28 protein-coding genes are annotated in these 25521 nt (G+C 70.0%); 13 read left to right on the forward strand and 15 right to left on the reverse strand.

The annotated features are described in order from the left end of the window. The first annotated feature begins 33 nt into the window (after positions 1-33). Positions 34-549, forward strand: coding sequence for a TetR/AcrR family transcriptional regulator (locus tag ASG73_RS02085; protein ID WP_200946645.1), 516 nt, complete (start codon positions 34-36; stop codon positions 547-549). Positions 550-969: 420 nt separating this feature from the next. Beyond that, positions 970-2115: an FUSC family protein gene (locus ASG73_RS02090; RefSeq protein WP_055990050.1), complete on the forward strand. Its 1146-nt coding sequence runs from the start codon at positions 970-972 to the stop codon at positions 2113-2115. A gap of 13 nt (positions 2116-2128) precedes the next feature. Here the strand turns inward: ASG73_RS02090 and ASG73_RS02095 are convergent, their stop codons facing one another. The 7 genes from ASG73_RS02095 to ASG73_RS18515 all read right to left on the reverse strand — a co-directional run bounded on the left by ASG73_RS02095 (position 2129) and on the right by ASG73_RS18515 (position 8323). Then, positions 2129-3757, reverse strand: coding sequence for a phosphodiester glycosidase family protein (locus tag ASG73_RS02095; RefSeq protein ID WP_055990053.1), 1629 nt, complete (start codon positions 3755-3757; stop codon positions 2129-2131). A gap of 51 nt (positions 3758-3808) precedes the next feature. Beyond that, positions 3809-4540 (reverse strand): Pr6Pr family membrane protein, encoded by a 732-nt coding sequence (locus tag ASG73_RS02100; RefSeq protein WP_200946646.1) that lies wholly within the window; start codon positions 4538-4540, stop codon positions 3809-3811. Between the two features lie 42 nt (positions 4541-4582). After that, positions 4583-5101, reverse strand: coding sequence for an SRPBCC family protein (locus tag ASG73_RS02105; protein ID WP_055990059.1), 519 nt, complete (start codon positions 5099-5101; stop codon positions 4583-4585). Next, positions 5098-5436, reverse strand: coding sequence for an ArsR/SmtB family transcription factor (locus ASG73_RS02110; RefSeq protein ID WP_235499333.1), 339 nt, complete (start codon positions 5434-5436; stop codon positions 5098-5100). Before ASG73_RS02110 ends, ASG73_RS02105 begins: the two co-directional genes overlap by 4 nt. 76 nt (positions 5437-5512) lie before the next feature. Beyond that, complete coding sequence (locus tag ASG73_RS02115) at positions 5513-5911, reverse strand: nucleoside 2-deoxyribosyltransferase (protein ID WP_156466102.1); 399 nt, start codon at positions 5909-5911, stop codon at positions 5513-5515. A 49-nt stretch (positions 5912-5960) separates the two neighbouring features. After that, complete coding sequence (locus ASG73_RS02120) at positions 5961-6449, reverse strand: PaaI family thioesterase (protein ID WP_055990068.1); 489 nt, start codon at positions 6447-6449, stop codon at positions 5961-5963. Next, the gene (locus ASG73_RS18515; RefSeq protein WP_327077472.1) at positions 6446-8323 is read right to left on the reverse strand and encodes an alpha/beta fold hydrolase; all 1878 of its coding nucleotides are present in this window, start codon (positions 8321-8323) and stop codon (positions 6446-6448) included. The genes ASG73_RS02120 and ASG73_RS18515 overlap by 4 nt, the downstream gene beginning before the upstream one ends. A gap of 85 nt (positions 8324-8408) precedes the next feature. Here ASG73_RS18515 and ASG73_RS02135 point away from each other — a divergent pair, with 85 nt between their 5' ends. Continuing rightward, entirely contained in the window at positions 8409-8831 is a 423-nt protein-coding gene (locus ASG73_RS02135) for a winged helix-turn-helix transcriptional regulator (RefSeq protein ID WP_055990071.1), read from the forward strand. 26 nt (positions 8832-8857) lie between these two features. Further along, positions 8858-9391 carry a hypothetical protein gene (locus ASG73_RS02140; protein WP_055990074.1) on the forward strand — a complete coding sequence of 178 codons (534 nt, stop codon included), beginning with the start codon at positions 8858-8860 and terminating at the stop codon, positions 9389-9391. Between the two features lie 22 nt (positions 9392-9413). On the opposite strand, the gene ASG73_RS02145 is transcribed toward ASG73_RS02140, so the two are convergent. The 3 genes from ASG73_RS02145 to ASG73_RS02155 form a co-directional block, all read right to left on the reverse strand. Next, positions 9414-9629 (reverse strand): hypothetical protein, encoded by a 216-nt coding sequence (locus tag ASG73_RS02145; protein ID WP_055990077.1) that lies wholly within the window; start codon positions 9627-9629, stop codon positions 9414-9416. Positions 9630-9765: 136 nt separating this feature from the next. Continuing rightward, positions 9766-10236 carry a nuclear transport factor 2 family protein gene (locus ASG73_RS02150; RefSeq protein ID WP_055991339.1) on the reverse strand — a complete coding sequence of 157 codons (471 nt, stop codon included), beginning with the start codon at positions 10234-10236 and terminating at the stop codon, positions 9766-9768. 92 nt (positions 10237-10328) lie between these two features. Beyond that, positions 10329-11501 carry a ScyD/ScyE family protein gene (locus ASG73_RS02155; RefSeq protein ID WP_055990080.1) on the reverse strand — a complete coding sequence of 391 codons (1173 nt, stop codon included), beginning with the start codon at positions 11499-11501 and terminating at the stop codon, positions 10329-10331. A gap of 289 nt (positions 11502-11790) precedes the next feature. On the opposite strand from ASG73_RS02155, the gene ASG73_RS02160 reads away from it, so the two are divergent. Next, positions 11791-12129 (forward strand): TraR/DksA family transcriptional regulator, encoded by a 339-nt coding sequence (locus ASG73_RS02160; RefSeq protein WP_055990083.1) that lies wholly within the window; start codon positions 11791-11793, stop codon positions 12127-12129. Positions 12130-12405: 276 nt separating this feature from the next. On the opposite strand, the gene ASG73_RS02170 is transcribed toward ASG73_RS02160, so the two are convergent. Beyond that, positions 12406-12834, reverse strand: a complete 429-nt coding sequence (locus ASG73_RS02170) for an Hsp20/alpha crystallin family protein (protein WP_055991342.1) — start codon at positions 12832-12834, stop codon at positions 12406-12408. Positions 12835-12947: 113 nt separating this feature from the next. Here ASG73_RS02170 and ASG73_RS02175 point away from each other — a divergent pair, with 113 nt between their 5' ends. Together ASG73_RS02175 and ASG73_RS02180 are read left to right on the forward strand one after the other, a co-directional pair. Next, positions 12948-13235, forward strand: a complete 288-nt coding sequence (locus ASG73_RS02175; RefSeq protein ID WP_055990090.1) for a MerR family transcriptional regulator — start codon at positions 12948-12950, stop codon at positions 13233-13235. A 23-nt stretch (positions 13236-13258) separates the two neighbouring features. Then, entirely contained in the window at positions 13259-13534 is a 276-nt protein-coding gene (locus ASG73_RS02180; protein ID WP_055990092.1) for a hypothetical protein, read from the forward strand. A gap of 198 nt (positions 13535-13732) precedes the next feature. Here ASG73_RS02180 and ASG73_RS02185 read toward each other — a convergent pair whose 3' ends face one another. After that, complete coding sequence (locus ASG73_RS02185) at positions 13733-14188, reverse strand: pyridoxamine 5'-phosphate oxidase family protein (protein ID WP_055990094.1); 456 nt, start codon at positions 14186-14188, stop codon at positions 13733-13735. Positions 14189-14480: 292 nt separating this feature from the next. Here ASG73_RS02185 and ASG73_RS02190 point away from each other — a divergent pair, with 292 nt between their 5' ends. From ASG73_RS02190 to ASG73_RS02200, 3 genes are all read left to right on the forward strand, one after another. Further along, on the forward strand, positions 14481-16004 hold the full coding sequence (locus tag ASG73_RS02190; RefSeq protein WP_156466104.1) for an HNH endonuclease signature motif containing protein: 1524 nt from the start codon (positions 14481-14483) through the stop codon (positions 16002-16004). 147 nt (positions 16005-16151) lie between these two features. Further along, entirely contained in the window at positions 16152-16778 is a 627-nt protein-coding gene (locus tag ASG73_RS02195; RefSeq protein WP_055990100.1) for a maleylpyruvate isomerase family mycothiol-dependent enzyme, read from the forward strand. A 162-nt stretch (positions 16779-16940) separates the two neighbouring features. Beyond that, the gene (locus tag ASG73_RS02200) at positions 16941-20237 is read left to right on the forward strand and encodes a DEAD/DEAH box helicase (protein ID WP_235499334.1); all 3297 of its coding nucleotides are present in this window, start codon (positions 16941-16943) and stop codon (positions 20235-20237) included. Positions 20238-20341: 104 nt separating this feature from the next. Here the strand turns inward: ASG73_RS02200 and ASG73_RS02205 are convergent, their stop codons facing one another. Next, positions 20342-21988, reverse strand: coding sequence for a fatty acid--CoA ligase (locus ASG73_RS02205; RefSeq protein ID WP_055991349.1), 1647 nt, complete (start codon positions 21986-21988; stop codon positions 20342-20344). Between the two features lie 59 nt (positions 21989-22047). Next, positions 22048-22722 carry a helix-turn-helix transcriptional regulator gene (locus tag ASG73_RS02210; protein ID WP_055990103.1) on the reverse strand — a complete coding sequence of 225 codons (675 nt, stop codon included), beginning with the start codon at positions 22720-22722 and terminating at the stop codon, positions 22048-22050. An 88-nt stretch (positions 22723-22810) separates the two neighbouring features. On the opposite strand from ASG73_RS02210, the gene ASG73_RS02215 reads away from it, so the two are divergent. From ASG73_RS02215 to ASG73_RS02225, 3 genes are read left to right on the forward strand one after another with little or no spacing between them, the layout of a single operon-like run. After that, the gene (locus ASG73_RS02215) at positions 22811-23278 is read left to right on the forward strand and encodes a DoxX family membrane protein (RefSeq protein WP_055990106.1); all 468 of its coding nucleotides are present in this window, start codon (positions 22811-22813) and stop codon (positions 23276-23278) included. Then, positions 23275-23913: a GTP cyclohydrolase I FolE gene (gene folE, locus ASG73_RS02220; RefSeq protein ID WP_055990110.1), complete on the forward strand. Its 639-nt coding sequence runs from the start codon at positions 23275-23277 to the stop codon at positions 23911-23913. The genes ASG73_RS02215 and folE overlap by 4 nt, the downstream gene beginning before the upstream one ends. Continuing rightward, the gene (locus ASG73_RS02225) at positions 23910-25145 is read left to right on the forward strand and encodes an NAD(P)/FAD-dependent oxidoreductase (RefSeq protein ID WP_055990113.1); all 1236 of its coding nucleotides are present in this window, start codon (positions 23910-23912) and stop codon (positions 25143-25145) included. Before folE ends, ASG73_RS02225 begins: the two co-directional genes overlap by 4 nt. Positions 25146-25169: 24 nt before the next feature. Here the strand turns inward: ASG73_RS02225 and ASG73_RS02230 are convergent, their stop codons facing one another. Beyond that, on the reverse strand, positions 25170-25511 hold the full coding sequence (locus ASG73_RS02230) for a DUF2200 domain-containing protein (RefSeq protein ID WP_055990115.1): 342 nt from the start codon (positions 25509-25511) through the stop codon (positions 25170-25172). Positions 25512-25521: the final 10 nt, after the last annotated feature.

Here is a 25521-nt window from a genome sequence, read left to right on the forward strand (position 1 = left end):
CGGGCCGACGCAGTTCGTAACAGGACCAACATCATGAACGCGGCGCGCGAACAGATCACCGCGGTGGGCCCAGACGTCGGCATGGAGCAGATCGCCAAAGCTGCCGGAGTCGCTGTCGGCACTCTGTACCGACACTTCCCGACCAAGGTCGACCTGGTCGCCGCGGTTGTTGGCGAGTTCGTGGCGACAGTTGCTGACCAGTCCGAAGCTGCAGTTGAGCGCATACAAGCTGGTGGTGCAGCGTTTGATGAACTCGCGGGGCTGCTCGATGACATCGTCCTCGCGACAGCGACCAATCACGCAGTCAAGGCAGCGGCGGCCGCACTCGATGCCGATGTCCACGACTCGCACGACGTTCAGCGGGCACAGTCCGCGTTGCAGACGCTGGTTGCCGCGGCCCAAGCCGATGGCACGGTCAGGACCGATCTCACGATCGACGACTTCTACTTGCTGCTGAGCAACGCTCCAGCCGATCAGACTCCGACCGCCATGGCGCGTTGGGTCGACCTGATCCTGTTCGGGATCAACGGCCCGCAGGCAGGAAGGTAAGGACGCGGCCGGTGACGGAGTCGAGGACGCCCGAGCTCCCGCCCGTCGCGGAAAGGGTCTCGATGCGTCACTGATGTGGACCGCTCATCTGCTCGCCACGCTTCTTCAACTGGCTGGACTTGGCGTCTCTCCCAGCCAAGGCGGGTAACCACCCGCTGTAGCTGCGATCGACGGGTTGCACGTGTGGTCAAGGCCTCGATCGTGCAAGGTGCCCCACGTAGCGGCAGCAACCTTCGTCGCGTCTCGACACAGGCTGATCTGTACTGACTCGTCACCGTGTGGTCCCCACGGGTACTTTGCAGGCAGCCGGCGACAAGGTCGTTCTGTGCGATCTAGGCCGGAGAACCTCACCGGATGTGCCTCTGACTGTGCCAGCGCCCGGCCTGACGTGGGCATCCCCCCACCCAACCAAGGACTGTCATGCAACCTCCCTGGCGTGAACTTCCGGGCCGACTGACTGAGCCTGAAGCGGCCACGGAGCTCCTGCAGCTCGTCAAGGGCGTGCTGGCGGGCACGGCCGCGTGGTGGCTCTCGGTCAATGTCCTGCAGTCCCAACTCCCCTTCCTCGCCCCGTGGACGGCGTTGCTCACCGTCCATGCCACGGTGTATCGCTCTCTGTCTCGGGGGCTGCAGACCACCATCGCCTCGGCGATCGGCATCGTCCTCTCCTTCGCCATCGGTGCGTATCTGGGCGTCAGCCTCTGGACCTTTGCGCTCGCCCTCCTCGTGGGGATGATCGGGGCACGGATGTCGTGGATCCGCGACGAGGGTGTGGCCATCGCGACCACTGCTGTCTTCGTGCTCGGCAGCGGCTTCAACAGCCAGGCCCCTCTCCTCTTGGACCGGATGCTCGAGATCTGTGTGGGAGTCGGTGTCGGCGTTGCCGTCAACTTCGTGCTCATCCCGCCGATGCGAGACCTCCAGGCCACCCAGTACGTGGACAGCATCAACCGGCAGATGGGTGCTGTCCTCAGCAACATGGCGAGTGAGTTCTCGACCTCGTGGGACACCGATCAAGCGGACGCCTGGCTCCGAGAGGCGGAGTCGATGAGTGCAGAGCTGGAGTCGGCGTGGCAGACGGTGCGATTTGCCAGAGAGAGCGAGCGGGTCAACCCGCGGACCGGGCTGCGTAGGCGACGGGCCCGTGCCGGCAAGCCCCAAGGCCCCGGTATAGAGGTGGCGAACTACGAAAACACTCTGGAGCGCGCCGACGAGGGGGTCGTCCACCTTCGTCATCTGGCCCGCACCCTGCGCGAGGGCGCTCAGATCGAGGGTGAGTGGGATGCGCGCTTTCGCGAGCGGTGGGTGGAGATCGTCGAGCAGGTCGGTCACGCCTTCGCTGACAACGACGCCGAGGCCGAGGCGGAGCCGATCCAGGGGCGCCTCATCCAGCTCGGCGTTGATCTGCAGGTCGAGGGTCAGCTCCCACCGCACTCGTGGCCACTTTACGGATCGCTCATCGCCAGCATGAGCCACATCGCCGCCATAGCGGACGACGTCGCCTCCGCGCGGGCTGCGCGCGAGGGCGGCCCCCCTGGCGCCCGCGTCGGGAGCCGAGGGGGGTAGACGCGGTTGTCCGTCAGCGTACGACGATGGCATCCCCGACCGGGCGCTCGCCGCCGGCATCGGACGGGCTCGAGACGAGCTGGTCCTTGACGGACATCGCCGTCGACCCGCCTCCGTCGAGGTTGATCGCCTCCCGCATGCCCAGGGACTTGGCGACCGCTGCTGCCTCCGGTATCGACACCCCCAGCTGATCGGGCTGCCGGCCGTCCACAGTGACCAGGACCGTCCTCCCCTTCGCATCGGTCCCGGCGAAGGTGCGCGGATTGCGCTGCAGGACCCAGCCGTAGTCGAAGCTGGGGTTGTCCACCTGATTCATCCCGTCGCGCTTCTGCGTGATGTGCTCCGACCCCGAGCGGACCAGCTCCGGGCCGCCGTTCACGACGGTCGTGCGTGGGGTCAGGGGCGCCCCGATGTCGACCCTCTCCTTGACGCCCACCCGATCGCCCACCTCGAGGGTCTCGAGCACCGTTGTCTTGCTGCCGATCCCCTGCACGGAGGTCTCACCGTCCCTCAGCTGGGCCCCCCTGCTGTGCAGGACTCGCGTGACGCGGCCGGACCGGTCGAGCACCGCCTCGGTCCCGGGCCCGGAGGGTGTCCGGGCACCGAAGGACGAGTCGAAGGCGACCAGCTCGGAGGAGTCGGTGCACGTGGTGTCGTGCATCGGCAGGAATGTCGGGGAGTCACTGGCGTCACCGCCGCAGTTGCGGATGAGACCCGGGACGCGGTTCTTGCCGTCGAGGTCCACGGTGCGCGAGCCGAGCCGGATCGTGCCCTCCCACGTGGGACGGGTGACGGCGGTACGTCGCGCGTCCTGCTGCAGCACCAGGGCCGGGCGGTCGCCGACCGGCTCGGACGCGAAGACGCCGTCGTAGACGCCGACCCCCGAGGGGTCGCCCTCGGCGCCAGCCTTGGGACTCATGGTGAAGAAGCCTCCGTTGACGGCAGCGGACGCGCCGGTGGATCGCGCCAGTTCCGTGGTCTTCTCACGCTGCTCCAGGTCCGGCCCGTAGGTGCCGGTGAGGCGGCCCTCGAACGAATTCGGGTCGATCGTGACGACGTTGACGCTCCAGTGCCCGCTGGCTCGGCTCCCGCCGTCCCACCCCGCGTACCAGGTGCGCCCGCTGAAGCCGTGGGCCTTGAGCTTCGCGGCCGTGGCGTCGGCCTCGGTCCGACTCTGGTGGGTCGTGGACAGCCTGACGCGATGGCCGATCACTCCCGCGTCGACGTCCGCGACGGCCGGTTGACGCACGGGCTCTGCCCGGCTGCTGAAGCCAGCGGCGCGCAGGTGGGAGACCAACGCGTCGGCGCTCGCCTTGTCCTGCACCGAGCGTGCCGGGCCGTCGGGGTCCTTGCTCGAGGAGGTCGGCGGGATGTTGAGCTCGACCACCCACGGCACGTCAGGGCTGGGCGCTCCACGATCGATGTGGGTGAATGTGACCCCTGGTTGGAGTGTGCGGCTGGTGCGTTCCTCGGGCAGATCGGACGGGCCGAGGGGCAACGGCTCGCTGCCCCTCGTCACGCTGGTGTCTGCCGGGCCCTGGGTGCTGGCCGACGCGCTCAGCGTCGGGATCGCCGTCGAACCGGCCATGAGGATGCCGACCGCGCCGGCGGAGATCGCTGAGACTCTTCTTCTGGAGGTCATGGCGCCGAGCGTTGGCCACCAAGGTGACGGGAGCGTGGCTTCTTCGTGGCCTCAGCGGTGCCGCACCCGGTCCACCCGGGGGCTCTCCCTTCGCCCAACCCAGACGACGAAGGCTGCGACGGCGCAGATCACGACGGCGATCCCGGTGATGTAGCCGGCGACACCCGTGTATCCGCTGGGCACGACGTGCGGGTCGAGGAAGGGATAGGGGTACCACCACGGGGCGCTGGACATGGGCGAGGTCACCAGGTTGGCGCGCGCCAGCGTGTAGAGGACCCACAGGATCGGGAAGACGAGCACGACCCCGATCGCCCGCCAGGGCAGCACCCGGCGACCGGGGGACCACAGGAGGTCGGCCAGCATGACCAGCGGACCGACGACGTGCAGCACCTCGTTGGACCACGGGACCGTCGTGCCGTCCGGCAGCACGACCCCGCGCAGCAGCAGGTTGTAGACGAGGCCGGTCACGATCATGTAGGTCGACGTGCACGCGAGCAGCACGGTGAGCCAGCGCGGCTCTGGAGTGTTGCCGCGACGCCATGCCCACAGTGAGCCCACGGCGAGTGCCACGGCAGCGGCGACATTGGACTGGATGGTGAAATAGCTGAAGAAGTTGCCGACCACCGTGGGCAGGTGGCTGCCGTGAGGGGTCTGGCTGGCGGCCGCGGTCTCGATCGTGCGGGACAGCTGGGCGAGGATCGCGGCGGAGATGAGCACTGCCGTCACCAGCCTCAGCCCTGGCCACACCGAGGAGTGCCGGGCGTGCGATGGCTGAGTGTCCACGTGCCGAGGCTAGCGCGCAGGGCGGTGCCCGACGGCGTGCCGCTACGCGCGAGGTTGAGCCTCGGTGAGGCCCGCATAGATGGCACGCAGGGCGTTGAAGGCGTCGTTGTCCCAGGCCTGAGGTCGTCCGTCGAGGGCCGGCTCGAGGCGATCCAGGGAGTGGTGCAGCCCGAGGACATCACCGCGCTCGATGGCCATGTCGACGTCAGGGACGAAGTACGTGGCACGCAGCCGGGTGCCGGTTGGCACGCTCTCCAGCTCCCAGCGCATCCACGATCCCGGACTGGTGTGGGTGTGCTCGAGCAGCGTCGGCGCCTCGAGCCTGACGATCCGGAACTCCAGTGTCGGGAAGTCCATGTCGGGCCAAGCGAAGACCAGTGAGCCCCCTTCGCGGAGGTCAACCGAGATGTCGGCAGCGAAGGGGGGCCACCAGTCGGCGAGGCGGGTCGGCTCGGTGATCGATGCCCAGACCTCCCCGATGGGGAAGGCGAGGTGGCGGTCGAAGCGGACGATGCCCCCCTCGGGGGTGCGCTCGATCGTGCCATGGGGGCTGGACGTCATGACGGCTCCTTGGTTGCGTGCTGCGTGGCTGTGCGTTCGAGATGCTGCTCGAGGGCATCGAGGTGGTCGGCCCACATCGCCCGGTACGGTCCGAGCCACTCGTCGAGCTCTCTGAGTGGCTCGGGCTGCAGACGGTAGAGGCGCCGTTGCGCATCGCGACGGACCTCGACGAGTCCCGCCTCGCGCAGCACCTTGAGGTGCCGGGAGACTCCCGGCTGGTGCATGCCGACGATCTCGACGAGGTCGCTCACCGAGCGTTCGCCGCCCCGGACGGCATCGAGGATGCGCCGGCGGGTGGGTTCGGCGATGGCGTCCATCACTGCGGTTGTGGTCACCAGATGAACATACGCGCTCACATATATGTGCGCAAGAGAATGTACGGGCTCGGCGCACCGTCCATCGGGGGAGGCCTCAGGCCACCGTCGCCAGCCACTCGCCGACGTGGGCCACCCGGGTCACCGCGGGATGGAAGTAGAAGACGCTCTCGTGCCGGATCGGGCCCGCGACGACGACGTGTCGGACGCGCCCGCCTCCGGTGGCCGAGGCGAGGGCAGCACCCAGCTCGACGAACATCCCCCGCCCGGGGTGCTCCGAGGCGACGACGATCACCGCGTCCGCCGTGAGCACGGCGTCGAGGTCGTCGCGCGCGATCCGGGCCGACGCCTCCGGCGCGCTGTCGTAGTCCGACAGCTGCGAGTCCGGGCCACGACTCCAGTCGAGTGTGAGCTCGTGCCCGGCGGCGACGACCTCTGCCTGCACCCGCCGGACCCCCTCGACATCGGCGAGCGGGCCCGCCACGTAGATCCTCATCACCCGACGCTCTCACGTCGGCAGTCGACCCGCCCTCGAGACGAGAGCCTCAGGCGATCGGGAAGATCAGGCAGCTCGCCACCGCATGCGCGATGACCCGGTCCCGGGAGTCGGTGATGCGCGCCTCCGCGGTGGCCGTCCGCCGACCGATCGTCGTCACCTCGCCGCGGCAGCGCAGCAGACCGCTGTCGAGGTCGGCCTTGCGGGTGAACTTGATGGTCAGGTCGAGCGATGTGTAGCCGGTGCCGGCGGACAGCTTGGTCTGCACGGCACAGCCGAGCGCGGAGTCGGCCATCGTGGCGAGCATCCCGCCGTGCACCGACCCGATCGGGTTGAAGTGCCACTCGGCGGGCTCCATCTCGAAGACCGCCCACCCGTCACCGAACTCGACCGGCACGATCCCGGTCGACGCGCTCAGCGGCGGGTGCGGCAGCTCGCCCGTCGCCATGCGGTTGAGGAAGTCGAGGCCATCGGTCGTCGCCGCGGCCTGTGCCAGGACCTGCGGGTCCTGCCAGGTGAAGGTTCGCTCCCGGCTCATGACGCCGCCAGGTGCTTCAGCAGCGCCGCGGTGAAGGCCTCGCCGTGCTGGAAGACGCCACCGTGGCCCGAGTTCGGATAGATCTCGAGGGTGCTGCCGGGGATGCGGCGGTGCAGGTCCTGCGACAGGACCGACGGCACCATCTTGTCGGCGTCACCGTTGGCGATCAGGGTCGGCGCCGTGATGCGGGAGAGGTCCTGCGGCTGCGCCCGACCCCACCTCTTGATGGCCTCGATCTGGGTGTGGAAGCCCGTCAGCGGCATCGGCTCGTCCCGGTCCATGACCCGGGCGCCGATGCGCGCGAGGTACTCCCGCGCGGCCTGCTTGCCGGTCGCGTCGCGGTGGAAGAAGAGGAACTCCTTGGGGTCCGTCCGCGCGAGGGCCCCACGCAGCACGTCGGCGTAGATGTAGGCACCGCCGGTCGGCCGGTCGATGCCCTCGCCACCCGCCGGGCCGGTCCCGGTGAGCACCAGCCGACGCACGAGCTCTGGGTGGTCGAGCGTCACCTGCTGCGCGACGAAACCGCCGAGGGAGAAGCCGAAGAGATCGACCTGCCGCAGCCCCATCGCCTCGATGAAGGCGACCGCCGCATCGGCCATGCCCTGGACGGTCGCAGCCACCTTGCCGGTGGACCCGCCCGTGCCCGGCAGCCCGACCGCGATGACGCGGTGCTCCTGCGCCAGCGCGTCCACGACCGCCGGGTCCCACTCGTCGAGCGTCGCCGCGAGGTGGGTCAGCAGCACGACCGGGGTGCCCCGGTCAGGGCCGAGCTCTCGGTAGACGAGGGACTCGTCCGCGGCCGAGATCCGCTGTGTCGCAGCGGTGCTCCACGTCATCGCCCGGGGGGTCGCCCCCTTCGTGCTGGTGGTCGTGGTCTCGTCCTCGAGGGTCACGACGACCTTGCCCCGGTTGCTTCCGGACAGCGCCACGTCGAGGGCCTCCTTGGTCTGGGCGAAGGGGAGGGTCGTCCCGACCTGCGGGCGGATGATGCCCGCGTCGACGAGCTCCGCGCCACGGCGCAGGTGCTCGCGGTCGGGCCGGATGAAGAGGAATCGGTACCTGACGCCGAGCGCGGCGGCGCGGCGGCGCACCTTCGCGCTGAGCCCCCGGATCGCGACCTTGACGACCGGGTTGACGCCCGCCTGGTCGGCGAAGTCCGGGTCGGGCGGGCCGGTGATCCCGATGACGAGACCGCCGCGGCGCACGACGCCCAGCGACGTCTCCAGCGTCTCGCCACCCTGCGTGTCGAGGACCAGGTCGACGTCGGAGAGGACCTCGGCGAAGTCCTCCGTGGCGTAGTCGATGACGATGTCCGCGCCGAGCCCCCGGACGAGGTCCGCGTTCTTCGCACTGGCAGTCGTCGCGACCGTGGCCCCGAGGTGCTTGGCCAGCTGGACGGCGACCGTGCCGACGCCGCCGGAGCCGCCGTGGATCAGGACGGTCTGGCCGGCCTGCAGGCCACCCATCTCGACGAGTGCCTGCCAGGCGGTCAACCACACGACGGGAAGGGAGGCGGCCTCGGCCGTCGTGATGGTCGCCGGCGCCTCGGTCAGGTTGCTCTCGGGCACCGCGATGACCTCCGCGTAGGCGCCCATCCGGGCCTGGTCGGCGTAGCCGAAGACCCGGGTGCCGGGCTCGAGGCCGGTGACCTCGGCCCCCTTCGCGATGACCTCGCCGGCGAACTCGCTGCCCATGACCATCGGCAGCCTGAAGGGGAAGATCTGCTTGAACTCGCCGGAGCGGACGCGCTCGTCGGCGTGGTTGACGCCCGCGGCGGCCACCCGGACGAGCACCTCGTCGGGGCCGGCCGTGGGGACCGGCATGTCGACGCGCCGCATGGGGGAGGAGTACTTCTCGAGGACGAAGGCCTGCATGGTGACTGCCTGACGTAGGTGGTTGCAATCTGTTACTGGTGACGCTATGGCATAGTGGTTACACAATGCAACTGGTGGAGGACCGATGATCACGTCACCGCGCTCGGGCTGCCCGATCAACCGCGGGCTCGAGGTGCTGGGCGACCAGTGGAGCCTGGTGATCCTGCGCGACATCGCTGCCTACGACCGCCGCGGGTTCCGCGAGCTGCTCACCGGCAACGCCGAGGGCATCAGCGCCCCGGTTCTCTCCCGCAGGCTGACCGACCTCACGACCGCCGGCCTCCTCGTGAAGTCACCGACCCCCCGAGGCAAGCAGGGGCGCTACTCCCTCACCGAGCTGGGCATCGCCACCCTGCCCGTGATGGTCGAGCTCGCCCGGTTTGGCATGGCCGTCGACCCGAGCACCGCGGATGCGCAGCCGGAGTTCGTCCGCACGGGCGACGCCGACGAGGTCGCGACCTGGCAGCACGTCCTGCGCGAGCGGCACCTCGTCACCGCGGAGCGGTGAACCGCACCGCTCGTAGACTGCCGCGCATGACGCCCTGCCGCCTGCACATCACCGGCGCCAGCGGGACCGGCACGACCACGCTCGGCCGTCGGCTCGCCACGCAGTGGGCGGTGCCGCATGCCGACTCGGACGACTACTTCTGGGTGCCGACCTCGCCGCCGTACACGACCAAGCGCGAGGAGGCCGCGCGGATCCGCCTGATGCGCGAGGTCTTCGTCGGCCGCGACGCCTGGGTGCTGTCCGGGTCGCTCATGGGGTGGGGCGACCCGCTCACCCAGAGCTTCGATGCCGTCGTCTTCCTCTCCGTCGACCACGACGTGCGGATGAGCCGCCTCCACGCCCGGGAGGTGACCCGCTACGGGTCGCGCATCGAGCCCGGCGGCCTGCACGAGAGCGCGCACCGCGACTTCATGGACTGGGCGAGCGGTTATGAGGACCCCACGACCGACGGCCGCAACCGGGCCCAGCACGAAGCGTGGCTCGCCACCCTGACCTGCCCGGTGCTTCGCCTCGACAGCACCCGCGGAGTCGACGAGCTCGTGGCCGAGATCGCGGGGTAGCGCCCCCTTCGCCGCGCCGGTCTCAGACCTCGTCGCGCTCGTCCTCGTCGTCCGGGACGGGCTGCGACTGCTCCCAGACATCGGCGGGATTGGCATCGTCGCTCAGCCCGAGGGGCTCCTCGGGCAGGCTCTGACCGTCCTCGTCCTGCGTGCCTGTCGACAGTCGTTGGTCGGCGGCATCTGCCTCGGGGACGTCGTCGGGGAGATCGTCCGCGGGTTCCGGTGTCCGAGTGCTCATGATCGCTCCTGTGCGCTGGGGGCGGTGGCTCCTCGAGGCTAGCGAATCCGCGCCCTCTCGGTCACGGTGACAGGATCGCCGCGGGGCGCCTCGAGGCGCGACCCACCGCGCGGACCGGTGGCTCGCCTTGACCCGTTCACAGCCCCAGCTCGCTGAGTCCGGGGTGATCGGGAGGTCTCGGGGTGCCAAGCTCCCAGTGGAACTTGCGGTCCGCATCATCGATCTCCAGGTCGTTGATGCTCGAATGCCGCCAACGCATCAATCCGTTCTGGTCGAACTCCCAGTTCTCGTTTCCGAACGATCGGTACCACGATCCGGTGGTGGCCTGCGACTCATAGCAGTAGCGGACGGCGATCCGGGTCTCGGTGAATGCCCAGAGCTCCTTGATCAATCGATAGTTCAGCTCGCGGGCCCATTTCTGCTCCAAGAACTCGATGATCTGCTCGCGACCCTGGACGAAGGATGTCCGATTACGCCACCAGCTGTCAGCGGTGTACGCCAACGCGACACTGGCGGGGTCCTGCCTGTTCCACGCGTCTTCAGCGCCGCGGACCTTCCGAGTCGCGGTCTCGAGGGTGAACGGAGGGGTGGGCGGTTTGATCGTCATGACGAGCCTCCAGGTGACTGTCTCAGCGCACTGCCGCGGGTCGCTGGCCTCGTCTGACCAGCGACCCGTGGTCACGTGCGTTCTTCCGTGGATCAGCGCAGCGGGAGCGCGATCACCTGACCTCCACCGGGCGCCACGCTGCCGGCCGTGACATAGGCGGTCTGACCCGTGATCGCGATGCCGTACGGAGCGAAGAGGCCCCCGGCGACGACGCTCGCGTCTCCGCCCCCCTTCGGGATCGAGACGACGGAGCCGACGGGGCCGCCGAGCAGGCCCTCGCTGGCGATCTGCACGGCGTACAGGACCCCACCCGGGCCGAAGGCGAGGTCGGTGACATTGGTCAGGCCGCTCGCGTAGACGCTGACGGCGCCGCTCGAGTCGACCTTGTAGATGTTGGCCAGACCCTTTTCGAAGGGGAAGCCGGTGAGCTGGCTGACGTACAGCGAGCCGTCGGGACCAGTGATGGCGGACGTGGGGACCGCCTGAGCCGGGATCTTGGTGCCGGGCGGCAGGCCGAGGAAGGGGGGCGCCGTCGCCATCTGCGCCTGGAAGGTGGCGTGGGTGGTCATGGAGCCGTCCTTGGCGACCTCGATCAGGTCGTTGCCGCCGGCGTCAGCGACGACGTAGCCCGACCCGACCTGGGTGAAGCCGGTCGGGTTGCTGTCCGGCGCATCGGTCGGCGGCACCGGGTTGTGGGCGGCCTCGTGAGCGGCGAGATCGGCCACGAGAGTCGTCGTGGACGAGCCGATCGTGCCTGTCCGCAAGGTCCCCATCTGCGCGAGCTCGGGGTGCTCGGTGCGGACCGCCGGGTCGTTGCCGAGACCGATGGTCAGGACCAAGGTCTTGGACCCCTGGGCCATGACGTCCTGCGGCCCGGTGGCGTTGGAGCCGCGCGGCGGGGCCGCGGGATCATCGGAGGGCGCGGAGCCGAGCGAAGGGAGACCAGTGAGGACACGCGACTGGGTGCCCTTGTTGACGTCGATCCGGGTGATGGCACCGGACATGCCGAAGCAGGCTGGGCCCTCGGCGGTGTCGATGCAGGGACCGTCACCACCGACTCCGGCCTCGGCGACGAAGAGGTCGTTGCCCGGGCCGAGCGAGAGGTGGCGGGGGTTGTCGAGGCCGCTGGCGACGACGGTGTACCCGGGGTCCGCGGCCGCGGCTCCCGGGAGGGCGACCAAGGCGGCGGCGAGAGCCGCGGAGCCAAGGGTGGGGAGGGCGATCCGACGTCTACGCCGGGCAGAGAGGAACGACGACGTTGTCATATCTGTTCTCTTTTCAACAGGGACGGGGCCCTGGGACGGGCGCCGCGCCTCCTCAGGGTCCCACCGTCGGCACGCCCTGCCAAGGGTCATGATGTTGGCGATGACCCCAGTGGTGGGACTGAAGGCGAGCTCCTGCAAGGACCTTCGCCCGACCGACGCCACGACCTACTGCCGAGCTCGACGGCGTAGTCGCCCGCGGGCAACCCCCTTCGCTCCGAGGTGGCTTGGTGGTGGGCGCGGCGCCCACGATGCACTGACCTCCTCGACGCGCTGAGTGCAAGATGGGCGGATGGCTGATCCGCGCACGACACTGCACGAGGAGCGAAGGGGGACCCTCGCCCGCCTCGCGACGCTCACCGGGGACTTCGCGGCCATCGTCGAGGCCAGCGAGGGGAGCAATGCCGACGACGAGCACGACCCCGAGGGCGCGACGATCGCCTTCGAGCGCTCGCAGCTCGACGCGCTCGTCCAGCAGGCGCGCCACCACGTGAGCGAGATCGACGCCGCGCTGGAACGCCTCGACGCCGGCACCTATGGCATCTGCGAGAGGTGCGGTCGGCCGATCGCACCGGGCCGGCTCGAGGCGCGGCCGGTCGCGCGGACCTGCATCGGGTGCGCGTCGGGCTGAGGCGGCGGCGAGCGCTCTCGAGCCCACGGCTCGAGGGTCGGGGCGAGGTGCGCCGTGGCCGAAGGTGCTCGTCGGGCATCGATGGGACCGGATCCTTGCCGGGATCGTCGATGCCCGCGGCAGGTGGTCACCCGCGGTGGGCCGGACCCGATGATCACCTCGAACTCCAGGAGCAGCAGCTCTTCGTCCTGCAGGACGACGTCGACAAACCGCTCGCGGGTGGTGTCGAGGATGTCGTCGTGCTCGATCAGTGCCATGGTCATGTCGCACCCCTGGTCACGCGTCGATCGCCGTGTGACCACCGCCCCGGGCGGTGATCTGGATCTTGCGGGGCTTGGCCTGCTCGGCCACCGGGATCCGCAGTGTGAGGACACCGGCGTCGTAGGCGGCGTCGATGCTGCTGGTGTCCAGGTTGTCCCCGAGGATCAGCTGCCGGGTGAAGGTGCCCCTGCGCCTCTCGGCAGCGATCATCTCCTGTCCAGCGTCTCTGGCCGGGCGCTCCGCCCGCACGGTGACCACGTTGCGCTCGACGTCCAGGTCGACGTCCTCCGCCCGGAGGCCGGGCAGGTCGAACTCGACGACGAAGGTGTCACCCTCACGCCACGCATCCATCGGCATCGATGTGGGGGCCAGGCTCCCGTCACCGCGGAACAGCTGCTGGGTCACCCTGTCCAGCTCACGGAACGGGTCGGTGCGCATCAGCATCTGCGTCATCTTCGGACTCCTTCCTCGTGTTGACCACCTCCACAATCTGTGACGGTGGTGATAGATTTTTTATAGCAGACACCAAGGACGTACTCAAGAGGCACTGGAGAATCATGACGACGGACCCGGCACGAGGCGTGTACGGCATCTCGGTGGCGGCCGACCTGGTGGGCATGGGCTCGCAGCAGTTGCGCTGGTACGAGACGCAGGGGCTGTTGAGCCCGGATCGCACCGAGGGAGGCACCAGGCGCTACAGCGAGGACGACCTGGTGCGTCTGCGCCGCATCGACGTGCTCCTCGACGCCGGACTCAACACCGCCGGCATCTCGATGGTCATCGACCTGCAGGACGAGGTCGATGGTCTGCGTGAGGAGCTGGCGAAGGGCAATCTCGACACCTGATGTGAGGACCGAGGAGGGCGAGCATGACGACCATCTCTCAGCACCGACCGGCGACGACGCTCGAGCGTCCCATCGGCGCAGGCGGGCCCGCTCCGGGAGCCCAGCGCCCGACGGCCGCCGCGTCGGGGACCGACCTCTGCATGCTCACCGTGAGGGAGCTCATTGCCCAGCTGGCGCGCAGCGAGGACCAGCTCAAGCTCGCTCGCCTGCAGCAGGGTGAGCAGCAGGTCGGTTCGATGCGACAGCTGCGTGACCGGCAGGCAGCGATCATCCGGGAGCTGCGGTCTCGGCCCGCCTGAGCCGCCGTACCGGTTGAAAAGGCTGTACCGCCTCCCCGGAGGGGCTGGGAGGGGTCAGTCGGCGAGCAGGCGGGAGCGAGCTCGTCGAGCCGGCGAGCCAGCTCATCGTCGCGTCGAGCGACTCGGCGACCGGTCGGCCGATGCCGCGGTTGGTGAACCAGGCGTAGCCACCCCCTTCGGGGCCGCAGCCCTCGCGGGTCAGTCGGTGGCAGCCGATCGGTGGTCCAAGCCGGTCCGCCAGACGCTGGGGTCCGCGACGGCGAACCGGCGGCCGGAGATGACATCGGGGGTGATGCGCACGAAGCGGTCCTTGCGCCCGCCGTGCCAGGGGTGCAGCGGGAGGTCGGCCGTGTCCATGACGTCGTGCTGCTCGGTGATCGAGTGCGCGCGGCCCCGGACGACGACGCTCCATGCCTCGCCGGTGGCCTCGTCGAGACCGTCGGCCTCCAGCGCGACGGGGGTTCCGCTGATCCCGGCGACCTTGGTCCCCTCACCGGTGCGGAAGATGACGGTGCCCTGATCGACGACGAAGTTGAGCGGGAAGATGTCCGGATGGTCGTCGAGCCAGACCGCGAGACGGCCGACCGTGGTCGACCTCATCAACGACCAGCACGCGTCGGCCGTCAGCTCTTGGACTGCCTGTGGAGCACTCATTGTGCCGCCTCTCGAGGGTCCTTCGAGGTTAGCGCGGACCGCCAGGAGAGGCCATGGGGCGTCCAGGCTCCGGTAGCCGTCCCGATCCAGGAAGCCCCGGGATCGACCTCGGCCAAGACCCTTGGCCGGACTCGAGGAAGCTGCGGCTGGTGGAACGGTCCCGAGCAATTGGCCGCTGAGCAGCGGCGGGTCTTCGAAGCCTCTTGTCCACACCCCCAGGGCGAAGGGGGCGACCGTCCACAGGGCTTCGTGAGCCGGGGACGCTGTCGGTGCTCCTACTTACGATCGAGGTATGTCAGAGGCGACGGTGCGTTACGCGGATCCGGGGTTGCTCCCGGGGTTGCGAGACGCGTTGCGCGCGTTGACATATGGCGATGTCTCGACGATATGGCAGGTCCCCGACAGCGACGTGGGAGAGGCCCTTGCCCTGGTGGGGCAGATCCGTCAGCTGACCGAGGTCGCCGAGGTCGCGGCCGTGCGTGAGGGGGTCTCGCGGGGTCTGCCGACGCAGGAGTCGTGGTCGGTGCGTGACTGGGTCGGTGTCAGCGAAGGGCGCCGGGCACCGCGTCCGCAGATGCGCCACGTGGGGTCGGTGGTGCGGGTGGCCGAGGCCGGCCTGCGGACCGGGAGCGGCCTGAGCGAGCCGGCCCCGGAGGCAGCCCCGCACTACGACACGGGCGACGAGGCCTCGTCCAGCCCGGCGGCCGGCGTGCCCGACGTGGTCGCAGCCTTCACCGAGGGTGACCTGCCGTTGGGCAAGGCCGACCAGCTCGTGCGGTTCGAGGAGGGCGTGCGCCGGGTCGCCGACGCGGACCTGCTGGCGGATGACCTGGGGATCCTGCTCGGTCAGGCCCGCGATGACGAGGTCTTCACCGGTCCGCAGGACCGGACTCGGGAGCGGGTGTCGGGCTTGGACGAGAAGAAGTTGGCCGCGGCCATCACGATGACCACGCGGATGCTGCGTCCGGACAAGGACCTGCGTGAGGACGACGAGCGGCTCAAGGCGTCGCGCTCGTTGACCCAGCACACCGACGGGTGCGGGCTGACGCGCTACAAGCTGGTGCTGGACCCCGAGGGTGCCGCCATCATCGACGCTGCGGTCGCTGCCCTGTCGGCCCCGGTCAAGGGACCTGAGGGCGAGCTGGACGAGCGGACCCCGGCCCGACGTCGCGCGGACGCCCTGCTGGCGATCGTCGGCCGAGGAGTGTCCTCACCCGGCCAGGCGCCCAAGAGCGACAAGGCCCAGGTCGTCGTGACCATCAGCCTGACCGCGCTCACGGCCAACCTCACGGCCGGACGGTGCGGAGCCTGCGGGCAGGACCTGCCGACCAATGCCTTCGGCCAGCCACTCACCCATGTGGGCGACCTCGTTGGCGGTTTGGGCGGCGGCGTCGATCGTGGCGGCGCTGGACACGGGTTGGGTGCTGCGGGAGTGGCCGGGGGTGGTCACGCGGGTGGGCTGACGGCGACCGGGCAGGTGCTGGCGCCCGCGGTGGTGCGCAAGATGGCCTGCGAGGGCGCGATCATCCCCGCGCTCCTGGGCACCGACTCCGAGCCTCTCGAGCTGGGCCGTGCGGCCCGCTACTTCAGTCCGGGACAAAAGCGGGCGCTCTACCTGCGAGACGGTGGCTGTACCTTCCCCGGCTGCACCATGCCCGCCCACTGGTCAGACGCCCACCACGTCGACTACTGGTCCCTGGGCGGCAGTACCGACATCGGGCGGGCAGCGCTGCTGTGCGAGCGCCACCACACGACGGTCCACATCCATGACCTGACCTGCACCATCACGGCCGCCGGCGTCACCTGGCACACCTAGCAGGCCCGCCCCGCACCCGGCCCCACACGGGGCCGGGACACAGGCCTGCCATGACCGGCTCCCACTGCTGAAGCGAATTCACTCCCCGACTCCTGCCCCGTCGGCGCTCTAGGCTGCGGGCGTCGTCCCCTTCGTAGGAAGCAGCCCATGACCGACCTCGCCCAGGACCCCCGCCGAGCCATCGAGCTGTGCCGCGCAGCGGAGGAGCGCCTGGCGGCGACGGTCGCCGACCTCGGTGACGACGAGCTGAGGGCACCCAGCCTCCTGCCGGACTGGTCGGTCGGGCACGTGCTCACCCACCTGGCAAGCAATGCCGACGGTCACGCCCGCCGGGTCGAGGGGGCGCTGCGCGGCGAGTCCCTCGGCAAGTACGCCGGGGGTGCCGAGCAGCGCCGCGACGAGATCGAAGGGGGTGCCCACCGGCCTGCGGTCGAGGTCCTGGCGGGCCTTCGGGCGAGCCGGGCGCGGCTGCTGGATCTCTTCGGGACGGCCGACGCCGCGGGCTGGCCGCACGGCGAGCTCCTCGGTGGCGAGGCCTACCCCGTCACGGCCTGCCCGGCGCACCGCCTGCGAGAGGTCGAGATGCACCACGTCGACCTCGGCCTGTCGTACACGGTGGCGGACTGGCCGCAGGAGTACGTCGACTGGGACCTGCCTGTCCTGCTCGCGACTCTCCCGGACCGGTTGGACGCGCTGGACCAGCGGAGTCTCATGGCCTGGGTTGCCGGGCGGGGGGTGGCCGACCCGGGCTGGAACGTGGGTGCGTGGGGATGACATCGCGGACCCAGAGCCAATCACCGACCCGCGTCTTCCCACAGCCTCCGGGCCGATGCGCGGCCTTTCCACAGGTCGTCGGCCGTCACAGGGCTGACACCACCCGCGCCTAAGGTGGATGACATGCCGATCCCGCCCCCTTCGCCAGCTCGGAGATGACCCGTGGTCTGGGATCTCGACTCGGCGACATGGATGCGTGTGCTGTCCGACCAGCGCCTCGACGAGGCGCTCGACCGCGGCACCCTGCAGCGAGGTGCCGACTATGCCCGCGAGGGCATGGTCACCCAGATCGCCACGCTCAACCGCGGCCGGGTCGTCGTGGCCAAGGTGCGAGGCTCCGGCTCGCAGAGCTACCAGACGATCGTCTCCCAGCACAGTCACCCCAAGGACGACGTCCTCGAGTGGAGCGCGCGCTGCAGCTGCCCCGTCGCGACCGACTGCAAGCACGCGGTGGCGGTCATCCTCACCGTGCGTGAGGTGCTCGGCGTCGCCGCGGTGGTGCCGTCCTGGGAGCAGGCACTGTCTCCCTTCGCCGCGGAGCAGCCCGCCGAGCGTCTCGAGCAGGGAGGGTCGCCCATGGCACTGATCGTCGAGATCGTCCTCGACTCACGTGGTGTGTGGAACCAGCCGCCAGAGCCACGTGTGCGGCTGCGGCCGACTCGCCGCACCAAGGCGGGCGGCTGGGCGAAGAAGTACGGGTGGTCCGAGGTGCGCGGCCACGGCTGGTCCTCGGCGACGGTGCTGGAGTCCCATCGTCAGGTGCTCGACGAGCTCGCCAAGCTGCACGACCTGCGGTCCGGGGGCGGCTATCGCTACTCGTACGGCACGGCGATGGCCTGCTACCTCGACGATTTCGGCGCAGACGTGTGGCCGGCGCTGCGACGGGTCCGAGACGCGGGCGTGGCCCTCATCGACGGTGAGTCCCATGAGCCGATCGAGCTCGACGACTCGCCGGCCGAGATGGTGCTCGACGTGACCCGCACCGGTGGGGGACTGCTCTTGCGCCCCGTCGTCGAGGGACTCGCGGGAGGCGGCGACGACGAGGACCAGATCGAGGAGATCCATCTCGTCGGCGATCCGAGCCACGGACTGGTCATCACCCGCGAGGACGGCAGCCTGACGCTGGCGTCGCTCGCATCGCCTCTGGCGGCGGACGTGACGTCGTTGGTCGGACTCCAGCAGGGGGTCGAGGTCCCCGAGGCCGATGTCGATCGTTTCCTCGCGCTGTATCTGACCCGCCTGCGACGACGCCTCCCGGTGATCTCGTCGGACCACAGCGTCGACCTGCCCGACTCCGTCGCGCCTCGGCTGCACGTGCACGTGCGTGCTGCCGGCCATGGCATCCGTCTGGACCTCGGCTTCATCTACACCGCGGGGGCGCAGAGCCATGTCGTCGGTGCCGCAGCAGCAGGCGCCGTCCCCCGTGACCACGCAGCCGAGCGTGCCCTCGTCCGGGAGATCGAGGCCTTGACGGCCATCCCCGGAGCGATCTCGGGGGACCGAGCCGGTCACCGCTGGATGCTCCAACCCTCCGTCAGCCTGCGCGGGCCCCACGCCATCCACGTGCTCACGCAGGTCGTGCCCCTCCTCGACGACGATCCGCGCGTCGTGGTGGATCTCGACGACGACCTCCCCGCCTACGAGGAGCTCGACGACGAGCCGCGGATCGCGATCGGCGCCGGCGACGCAGCGGGCGGGTCCGACTGGCTCGACCTGCACGTCTCGGTGACCATCGGTGATGTCGAGATCCCCTTCGAGCCGCTCTTCGAGGCGCTCGTCCGCGGCGACGAGCTGATGCACCTCGAGACCGGCGAGTGGTTCCGCCTCGACCACCCCGTCCTCACCGACCTGCGCGCGCTCATCGCGGAGGCCCGCGAGCTCGCCGAGCCCGAGACCGGCCACGTGCGCCTGAGTCGCTATCAGGCCGACCTCTGGGACGAGCTGTCCGATCTCGGCGACATCCGGGTCGAGCGCGAGCACGAGTGGCGGGCCAGCGTCGAGACCCTCCGCGAGATCGACACCCTGCCCGCCCCCTCGGTGCCCCGCTCGCTCGGGGCGACGCTGCGGCCGTACCAGCTCGAGGGGTATCACTGGCTGACGACGCTGTGGGATGCCGGCCTCGGCGGCGTGCTGGCCGACGACATGGGCCTGGGCAAGACCGTGCAGACGCTCGCGCTGATCGCCCGGGCCCACGAGGCAGGCGATCTCGATCGTCCCGTCCTCGTCGTGGCCCCCACGAGCGTCGTCGGCACCTGGGCGAGCGAGGCGGCGAAGTTCGTCCCCGACCTCGAGGTGTGCACCGTCGGGTCCACCCACAAGCGCCGGGGGAGCTCGGTGGTCGAGGCCGTCGAGGGCGCCCAGCTCGTCGTCACCTCCTATGCCGTGCTGCGCATCGACGCCGAGCAGTTCTCCGAGGTCGAGTGGCGCGGGGTGATCCTCGACGAGGCGCAGTTCGTCAAGAACGACCGGTCCAAGACCCACCAGGCACTGAGGGGGCTGTCCGCTCCCTTCGTCCTGGCGGTGACGGGGACCCCGCTGGAGAACTCGCTGATGGACCTGTGGTCCCTCTTCGCGCTCGCGGCACCAGGGCTCTATCCCCGCCGCGACCAGTTCAACGACCTCTATCGCAAGCCCATCGAGTCCGGGGCGCAGCCCGAGCTCCTCGACCGGCTGCGCCGGCGCATCCGTCCGCTCATGCTGCGGCGTACCAAGGACCAGGTGGCGCTCGACCTGCCGCCCAAGCAGGTCCAGGTGCTGCCGGTCGACCTCACCCCGACCCACCGCCGGGTCTACGACCGGCACCTGCAGCGCGAGCGCAAGCGGGTGCTCGGCCTCCTCGAGGACCCGGACGGCAACCGCGTGGCGATCCTCGCCTCGCTCACCCGGCTGCGTCAGCTGAGCCTCGATCCCGGGCTCGTCGACGAGGAGCTGCTCGGGCAGGGTGCCTCGGCCAAGGTCGACGTGCTCGTCGAGCACCTGCGCGAGCTGGCGGTCGAGGGGCACCGGGCCCTGGTCTTCAGCCAGTTCACCGGATTCCTGCGCCTCGTCCGCGATCGCCTCGACGCAGAGGGCATCACGACCAGCTATCTCGACGGCTCGACGACCGACCGGCCCGAGGTCATCGACGGCTTCAAGCAGGGCGAGCAGACGGCCTTCCTCATCAGCCTCAAGGCCGGGGGCGTGGGTCTGACCCTGACCGAGGCCGACTACGTCTTCGTCCTCGATCCCTGGTGGAACCCCGCGGCCGAGGCGCAGGCCATCGACCGGGTGCACCGCATCGGGCAGGACAAGCCGGTCATGGTCTACCGGCTCGTCTCGACGGGGACGATCGAGGAAAAGGTGCTCGCCCTGCAGGAGCGCAAGCGGGACCTCTTCGAGCGGGTCGTCGACGAGGGCGGAGCGCTGTCGGGGGCGATCACCTCGACCGACATCCGAGCGTTGCTCGACCCCGGAGAGTGAGGCGCGGACGCGGCGGGCGCCCACGCGCTGCTGCTCGACGCCCACGCGTCATGCTGCTCGGCGCCCACGCGTCACGCTGCTCGACGCTCAGGGTTGCTCGACGCTCAGGGTTGCTCGACGCTCAGGTCCCCCTCGCGGTAGCGCTGCCGCAGCACCTTCTTGTCGAACTTGCCGACCGAGGTGCGCGGCACCTGGTCGATGAAGGCAAAGGCGTCGGGGAGCTGCCACTTCGCGAAGTCGGCGGACAGGAATTCGCGCAGCTCGGCCGCGGTGACGCTGGCCCCGTCGCGCACGACGATGCTGGCGAGGGGGCGCTCCTGCCACTTCTCGTCCGGGATCCCGACGACGGCGGCCTCGAGCACGGCCGGGTGTCCCATGAGCGCGTTCTCGAGGTCGACCGACGAGATCCACTCGCCGCCGGACTTGATGACGTCCTTGGCCCTGTCGGTCAGCGTGATGTACCCGCGCTCGTCGAGGTTGCCCACGTCGCCCGTGCGCAGCCAGCCGTTGTCGAACTTCGCCTCCGACTCGGGGTCGTCGGACAGGTAGTAGCTCGCGGTGACCCACGGGCCGCGGACCTCGAGCTCGCCCACGGCCACCCCGTCACGCGGCAGGACCTCGCCGTCGTCACCGACGATCCGGCCCTCGACCCCGCACAGGAGCCGACCGGCCGTGCCCTTGTAGCGCCACTCGTCCTCACCCTCGGCGCCGAGGGGAGCGTTGGCGACGGAGGCGACTGGTGATGTCTCGGTCATGCCCCAGGCCTGCACCATGTCGAGTCCGTGGCGCTCGCGCAGGGCCTTCATCAAGGCGACGGGGACGGCGGACCCACCGCACAGGATCCGACGCAGGGAGTCCAGCTGCAGATCCGGGTTGTCGTCGAGGTGGGTCAGGACGTCGTTCCAGACCGTCGGCACCGCCCCCGAGATCGTGGGTCGGGTCTCGCGGATGAAGCGGACCAGGGGCTCGGCCTGCAGCCACCGGTCGGGCATGCACAGCGAGGCGCCGCTCATGATCGCCGCGTAGGCCAGCCCCCACGCGTTGGCGTGGAACATCGGCACGATCGGCAGGACCCGGTCGGCGAAGGTCAGCCCCGCGACATCGCCCGTGCAGACCGCCAGCGAGTGCAGGTAGGCCGAACGATGGCTGTAGACGACCCCCTTCGGGTTGCCGGTCGTCCCGCTCGTGTAGCACATGGCCGCGGCGTCCCGCTCGTCCACCTCGGGCCAGTCGAAGGTCTCCTCCTGCTGCGCCAGGACGTCCTCGTAGAGCAGGATCTCCTTGCCGCTGGAGCGAAGGGAGTCCAGGTTGGCGCTCGCGGCATCCGGGCCGGCGACGAGCACGTGGGTCACGGTCTCGAGGTGCGGTAGCTGGGCCGCGAGCAGCCCGACGAGGGAGTCGTCGACGATGACGACCTTGTCCTGCGCGTGGTTGGCGACATAGATCAGCTGCTCGGGGAAGAGCCGGATGTTGAGGGTGTGCAGGACGGCGCCCATCGCGGGGATCGCCAGGTAGCCCTCGAGGTGCTCCTGGTTGTTCCACTGGAAGGTCGCGACCCGATCGTCACCCGTGATGCCGAGCGAGCGCAGGCCGTTGGCCAGCCGCGCCACCCGCCCGCCGAGCTCGCCGTAGGAGATCGATCGGCTCCCGTCGGCCGTGGCCGTGACGACTTCGGAGTCGGGATGCACCTGCGTGCCGTGGCGCATGAGGGAGCCGATGGTCAGCGGGTAGTCCTGCATGGTGCTCTGCATGGGCCCATCCAACTGGGTGATGGCCGTCACGTCCAGAGTCTCGGGCGAACCCGCCCTCGTCAGTCTCGTCGGTGCACCCGCACGCAGCACCGGCCGTCGCCGGGCTCGAGTCGGGCGTCAGCGCCACCGCAGCCCATGCCGTCGGCCACTCCCTGCACATACGACTCGTTGAGGCCACAGACCAGAGCCCGGTGCTTGTCGGCGAGGGCGTCGAAGGGGCAGTTGTGCAGCTCGACCACGTCGTCGTCATCGCGGGGTTCGTACCCCTGCCCGGCGAGGGCCGTCGTGAGGTCCTCGAAGGTGGCCTGCTCCTCGCGCGTGGCCGCGCGACCCACCTCGATGCCCTGCTCGCGGGCCGACTCCTGCAGCGCCGCGTCGAGGGGCTCGCCCGCGCTCGCCCGGGTCACCGATGCCGCGAGGATGTCGCCGACCAGGTCGTAGCGGCGCGGGGGCAGCGAGAGGGAGAACTCCTCCTCGGACCGGCGGTAGAGCTTGCTCGGACGGCCGGCGCCGGGGCCGGTGCGGCCGGTGAGCCGGCGGTACTCCACCTCGAGCAGTCCCTCCTCGACGAGGCGGTCGAGGTGGAAGTTGGCCTTGTGCGGGCGCAGCCCGGTGGCCGTGGCCGCCTCCTCCCTGGTCACGGGCTCGCCCCGGCCCACGACGTACTCGTAGAGCTCACGGCGGGTGTCGTCGGACAGGGAGCCGATGCCGGAGGCGAGCGAGCGCAGGTTCATGACCCCACTCTAAAACACAATTCCATTGACACAAGAGATGGTGGAGGGTCTAAAATCGAAACACGTCTTGTTTAGAAGGAGTTCTGTCATGAGCACCACAGCCGCACCCCAGTCCCCGTCCAGCCACGCCACCTCCACCACCGCCATCTCGCCGAAGGGAGCCGAGCGCGCCTTCCTCCTGCTGCGCACGGTCTTCACCATCGCGCCGATCGTCTTCGGCCTCGACAAGTTCGCCAATGTCCTGACCGACTGGCCCGCGTACCTCGCGCCGTGGATCGACAACATCGTCCCCGGCGACGCCCAGCAGGCGATGTACATCGTCGGCGTCATCGAGATCGTCGCCGGCATCGTCGTCGCCACCCGCCCGCGCTGGGGAGCCCTGCTCGTGTCCGCATGGCTGGTCGGCATCATCATCAACCTGCTGACCTACAGCGGCTTCTACGACGTGGCCCTGCGCGACTTCGGCCTCCTCGTCGCGGCACTGTCCCTCTACGTCCTGGCCACCCCGGACCGCATCACCGCCCGAGCCGCCACCGATCGCGGGCCCAGCGCATGAGCCCCGCACCCTCACCAGCAGCCGGTCGCGATGCCCGGGAGGCGTCGCGGCCGCACCTGCGGGTCGCCGGTACCCACCCCGCGGTCGACCCGGCCGCTGCCGAGGCAGCAGCCGCCGACCTGCTCGCCGCCCTCGGGCTCGACCTCACCGCCGAGCACCTGGCGCGCACGCCGCACCGGATGGCCCGGGCGCTCATCGAGATGACGAGCAGCGAGGACTTCGAGCTGACGACCTTCCCCAACGACGAGGGGTACGACGAGCTGGTCCTCGTGCGCGACATCCCGGTGCAGTCGGTCTGCGAGCACCACATCCTGCCCTTCACGGGAGTCGCCCACGTCGGCTACCTGCCGGGCGGGCGCATCCTCGGCCTGTCCAAGTTCGCCCGGATGGTGGAGTGGCACGCCCGTCGTCCGCAGACCCAGGAGCGGCTCACCCACCAGATCGCCACCCACCTCGACGACGCGCTCGGACCGCGGGGCGTCGGGGTCGTCATCCAGGCAGAGCACACCTGCATGACACTTCGCGGGGCTAGGGTCGCAGGGACGGCCACCACCACCTCAGCACTCTTCGGACGACTTCGGGAGGACCCGCGCAGCCGCGCCGAATTCCTCGCACTCACCAGGAGCACGCCATGACCATCGCCATCATCGGAGCCGGTCTCACCGGCGCCAGCGCCGCCGCCGAGCTGCGTGAGCAGGGCTACGACGGGGACATCGTCCTCGTGGGAGCGGAGTCGCACGCACCCTACGAGCGGCCGCCGCTGTCCAAGGACATCCTCCTCGGCAAGGGCACCGCCGCCGATGCCGCAGCCAAGGACGAGGGTTGGTACGCCGACAACGGCGTGGAGCTGATCACCGGCACCCGTGTCACGGCACTCGACACCGCAGCCCGCACCTTCGAGGTCGACGGACGGACCATCTCCTACGACGACCTGCTCATCGCCACCGGCGCCACCTCCCGTCACCTGCCGATGGCCGACGAGTCGGGTGTGCCGGTCGCCTACCTGCGCACCATCGAGGAGTCCGAAGCGCTCAAGGAGCACCTCGGCGGCAGCCTGCTCATCATCGGTGCCGGCTGGATCGGCCTCGAGGTCGCGTCGGCCGCCAGAGCGGCAGGTGGCGCGGTCACCGTGGTCGAGAGCGCCCCCCTTCCCCTCGTCGGCGCCATCGGTGAGGACATGGGCCGCCTCTTCGCCGACCTGCACCGCGAGCACGGCGTCGACCTGCACCTCGACACCTCGCTCACCACCCTCGAGCAGGACGAAGGCGTCGTCCTGAGGAGCGACGAAGGAGCCTCGAAGGGGGGGACCCGCGCCGTCCTCTCCGACGGCACCGAGGTGCGCCCCGACCTCGTCCTCGTCGCCATCGGCGCGGAGCCCGACACCGCGCTCGCCGAGGCGGCCGGGCTGGACGTCGACCACGGGATCCTCGTCGACGCGCGGCTGCGCACGAGCGACCCGCACGTCTACGCGGCCGGCGATGTCGCCCACCACGACCACCCCGACCTCGGGCGACTGCGCGTGGAGCACTGGGACACCGCGATCAAGCAGGGGCAGCACGCCGCCCGCAGCATGCTCGGCGGTCAGGAGCCCTACGCCCGTCAGCCGTACTTCTTCACCGACCAGTACGACCTGGGCATGGAGTACGTCGGCCACCTCGGGCGCGATGGCTACGACGAGATCGTCGTGCGCGGTGACCACGCCAGCCGCGTGCTCAACGCCGTCATGATCACTGACGGCACGGTCGTCGCGGCCATGCACACCAACGACTGGGACGCGACCGATCACCTGCGCGCCTGGCTCGGTCGCGAGGCCACCGACCGGCTGCGGGACACCTCGGTCGCGCTCGCCGACACCCTCGAGGGATAGCCGAGGGGGAGGCCGTGGGCGAGGTCAGCCGCGCAGCACCTTGTCCATCGCCTTGCCCTTGGCGAGCTCGTCGACGAGCTTGTCGAGGAAGCGGATCTTCTGCATCAGCGGGTCCTCGACCTCCTGCACCTTGACCCCGCACACCGAGCCGGTGATGAGGTCGGTGTGCGGGTTGAGGGTCGCCTGCTCGAAGAAGTCGGCGAAGGTCGTGCCCGCGTCCAGATGTCCCTGGAGCGTCGCCTGGTCGAAGCCGGTGAGCCACCGGATGACCTCGTCGACCTCGGCGCGGGTGCGCCCCTTCTTCTCCACCTTGGTCACGTAGTGCGGGTGGACGTCGGCGACGCTGGTGGTGAAGATCCGGTGCATGCCGTCAAGC

This window comes from Janibacter sp. Soil728, from assembly GCF_001428305.1.
Taxonomy (GTDB): domain Bacteria; phylum Actinomycetota; class Actinomycetes; order Actinomycetales; family Dermatophilaceae; genus Janibacter.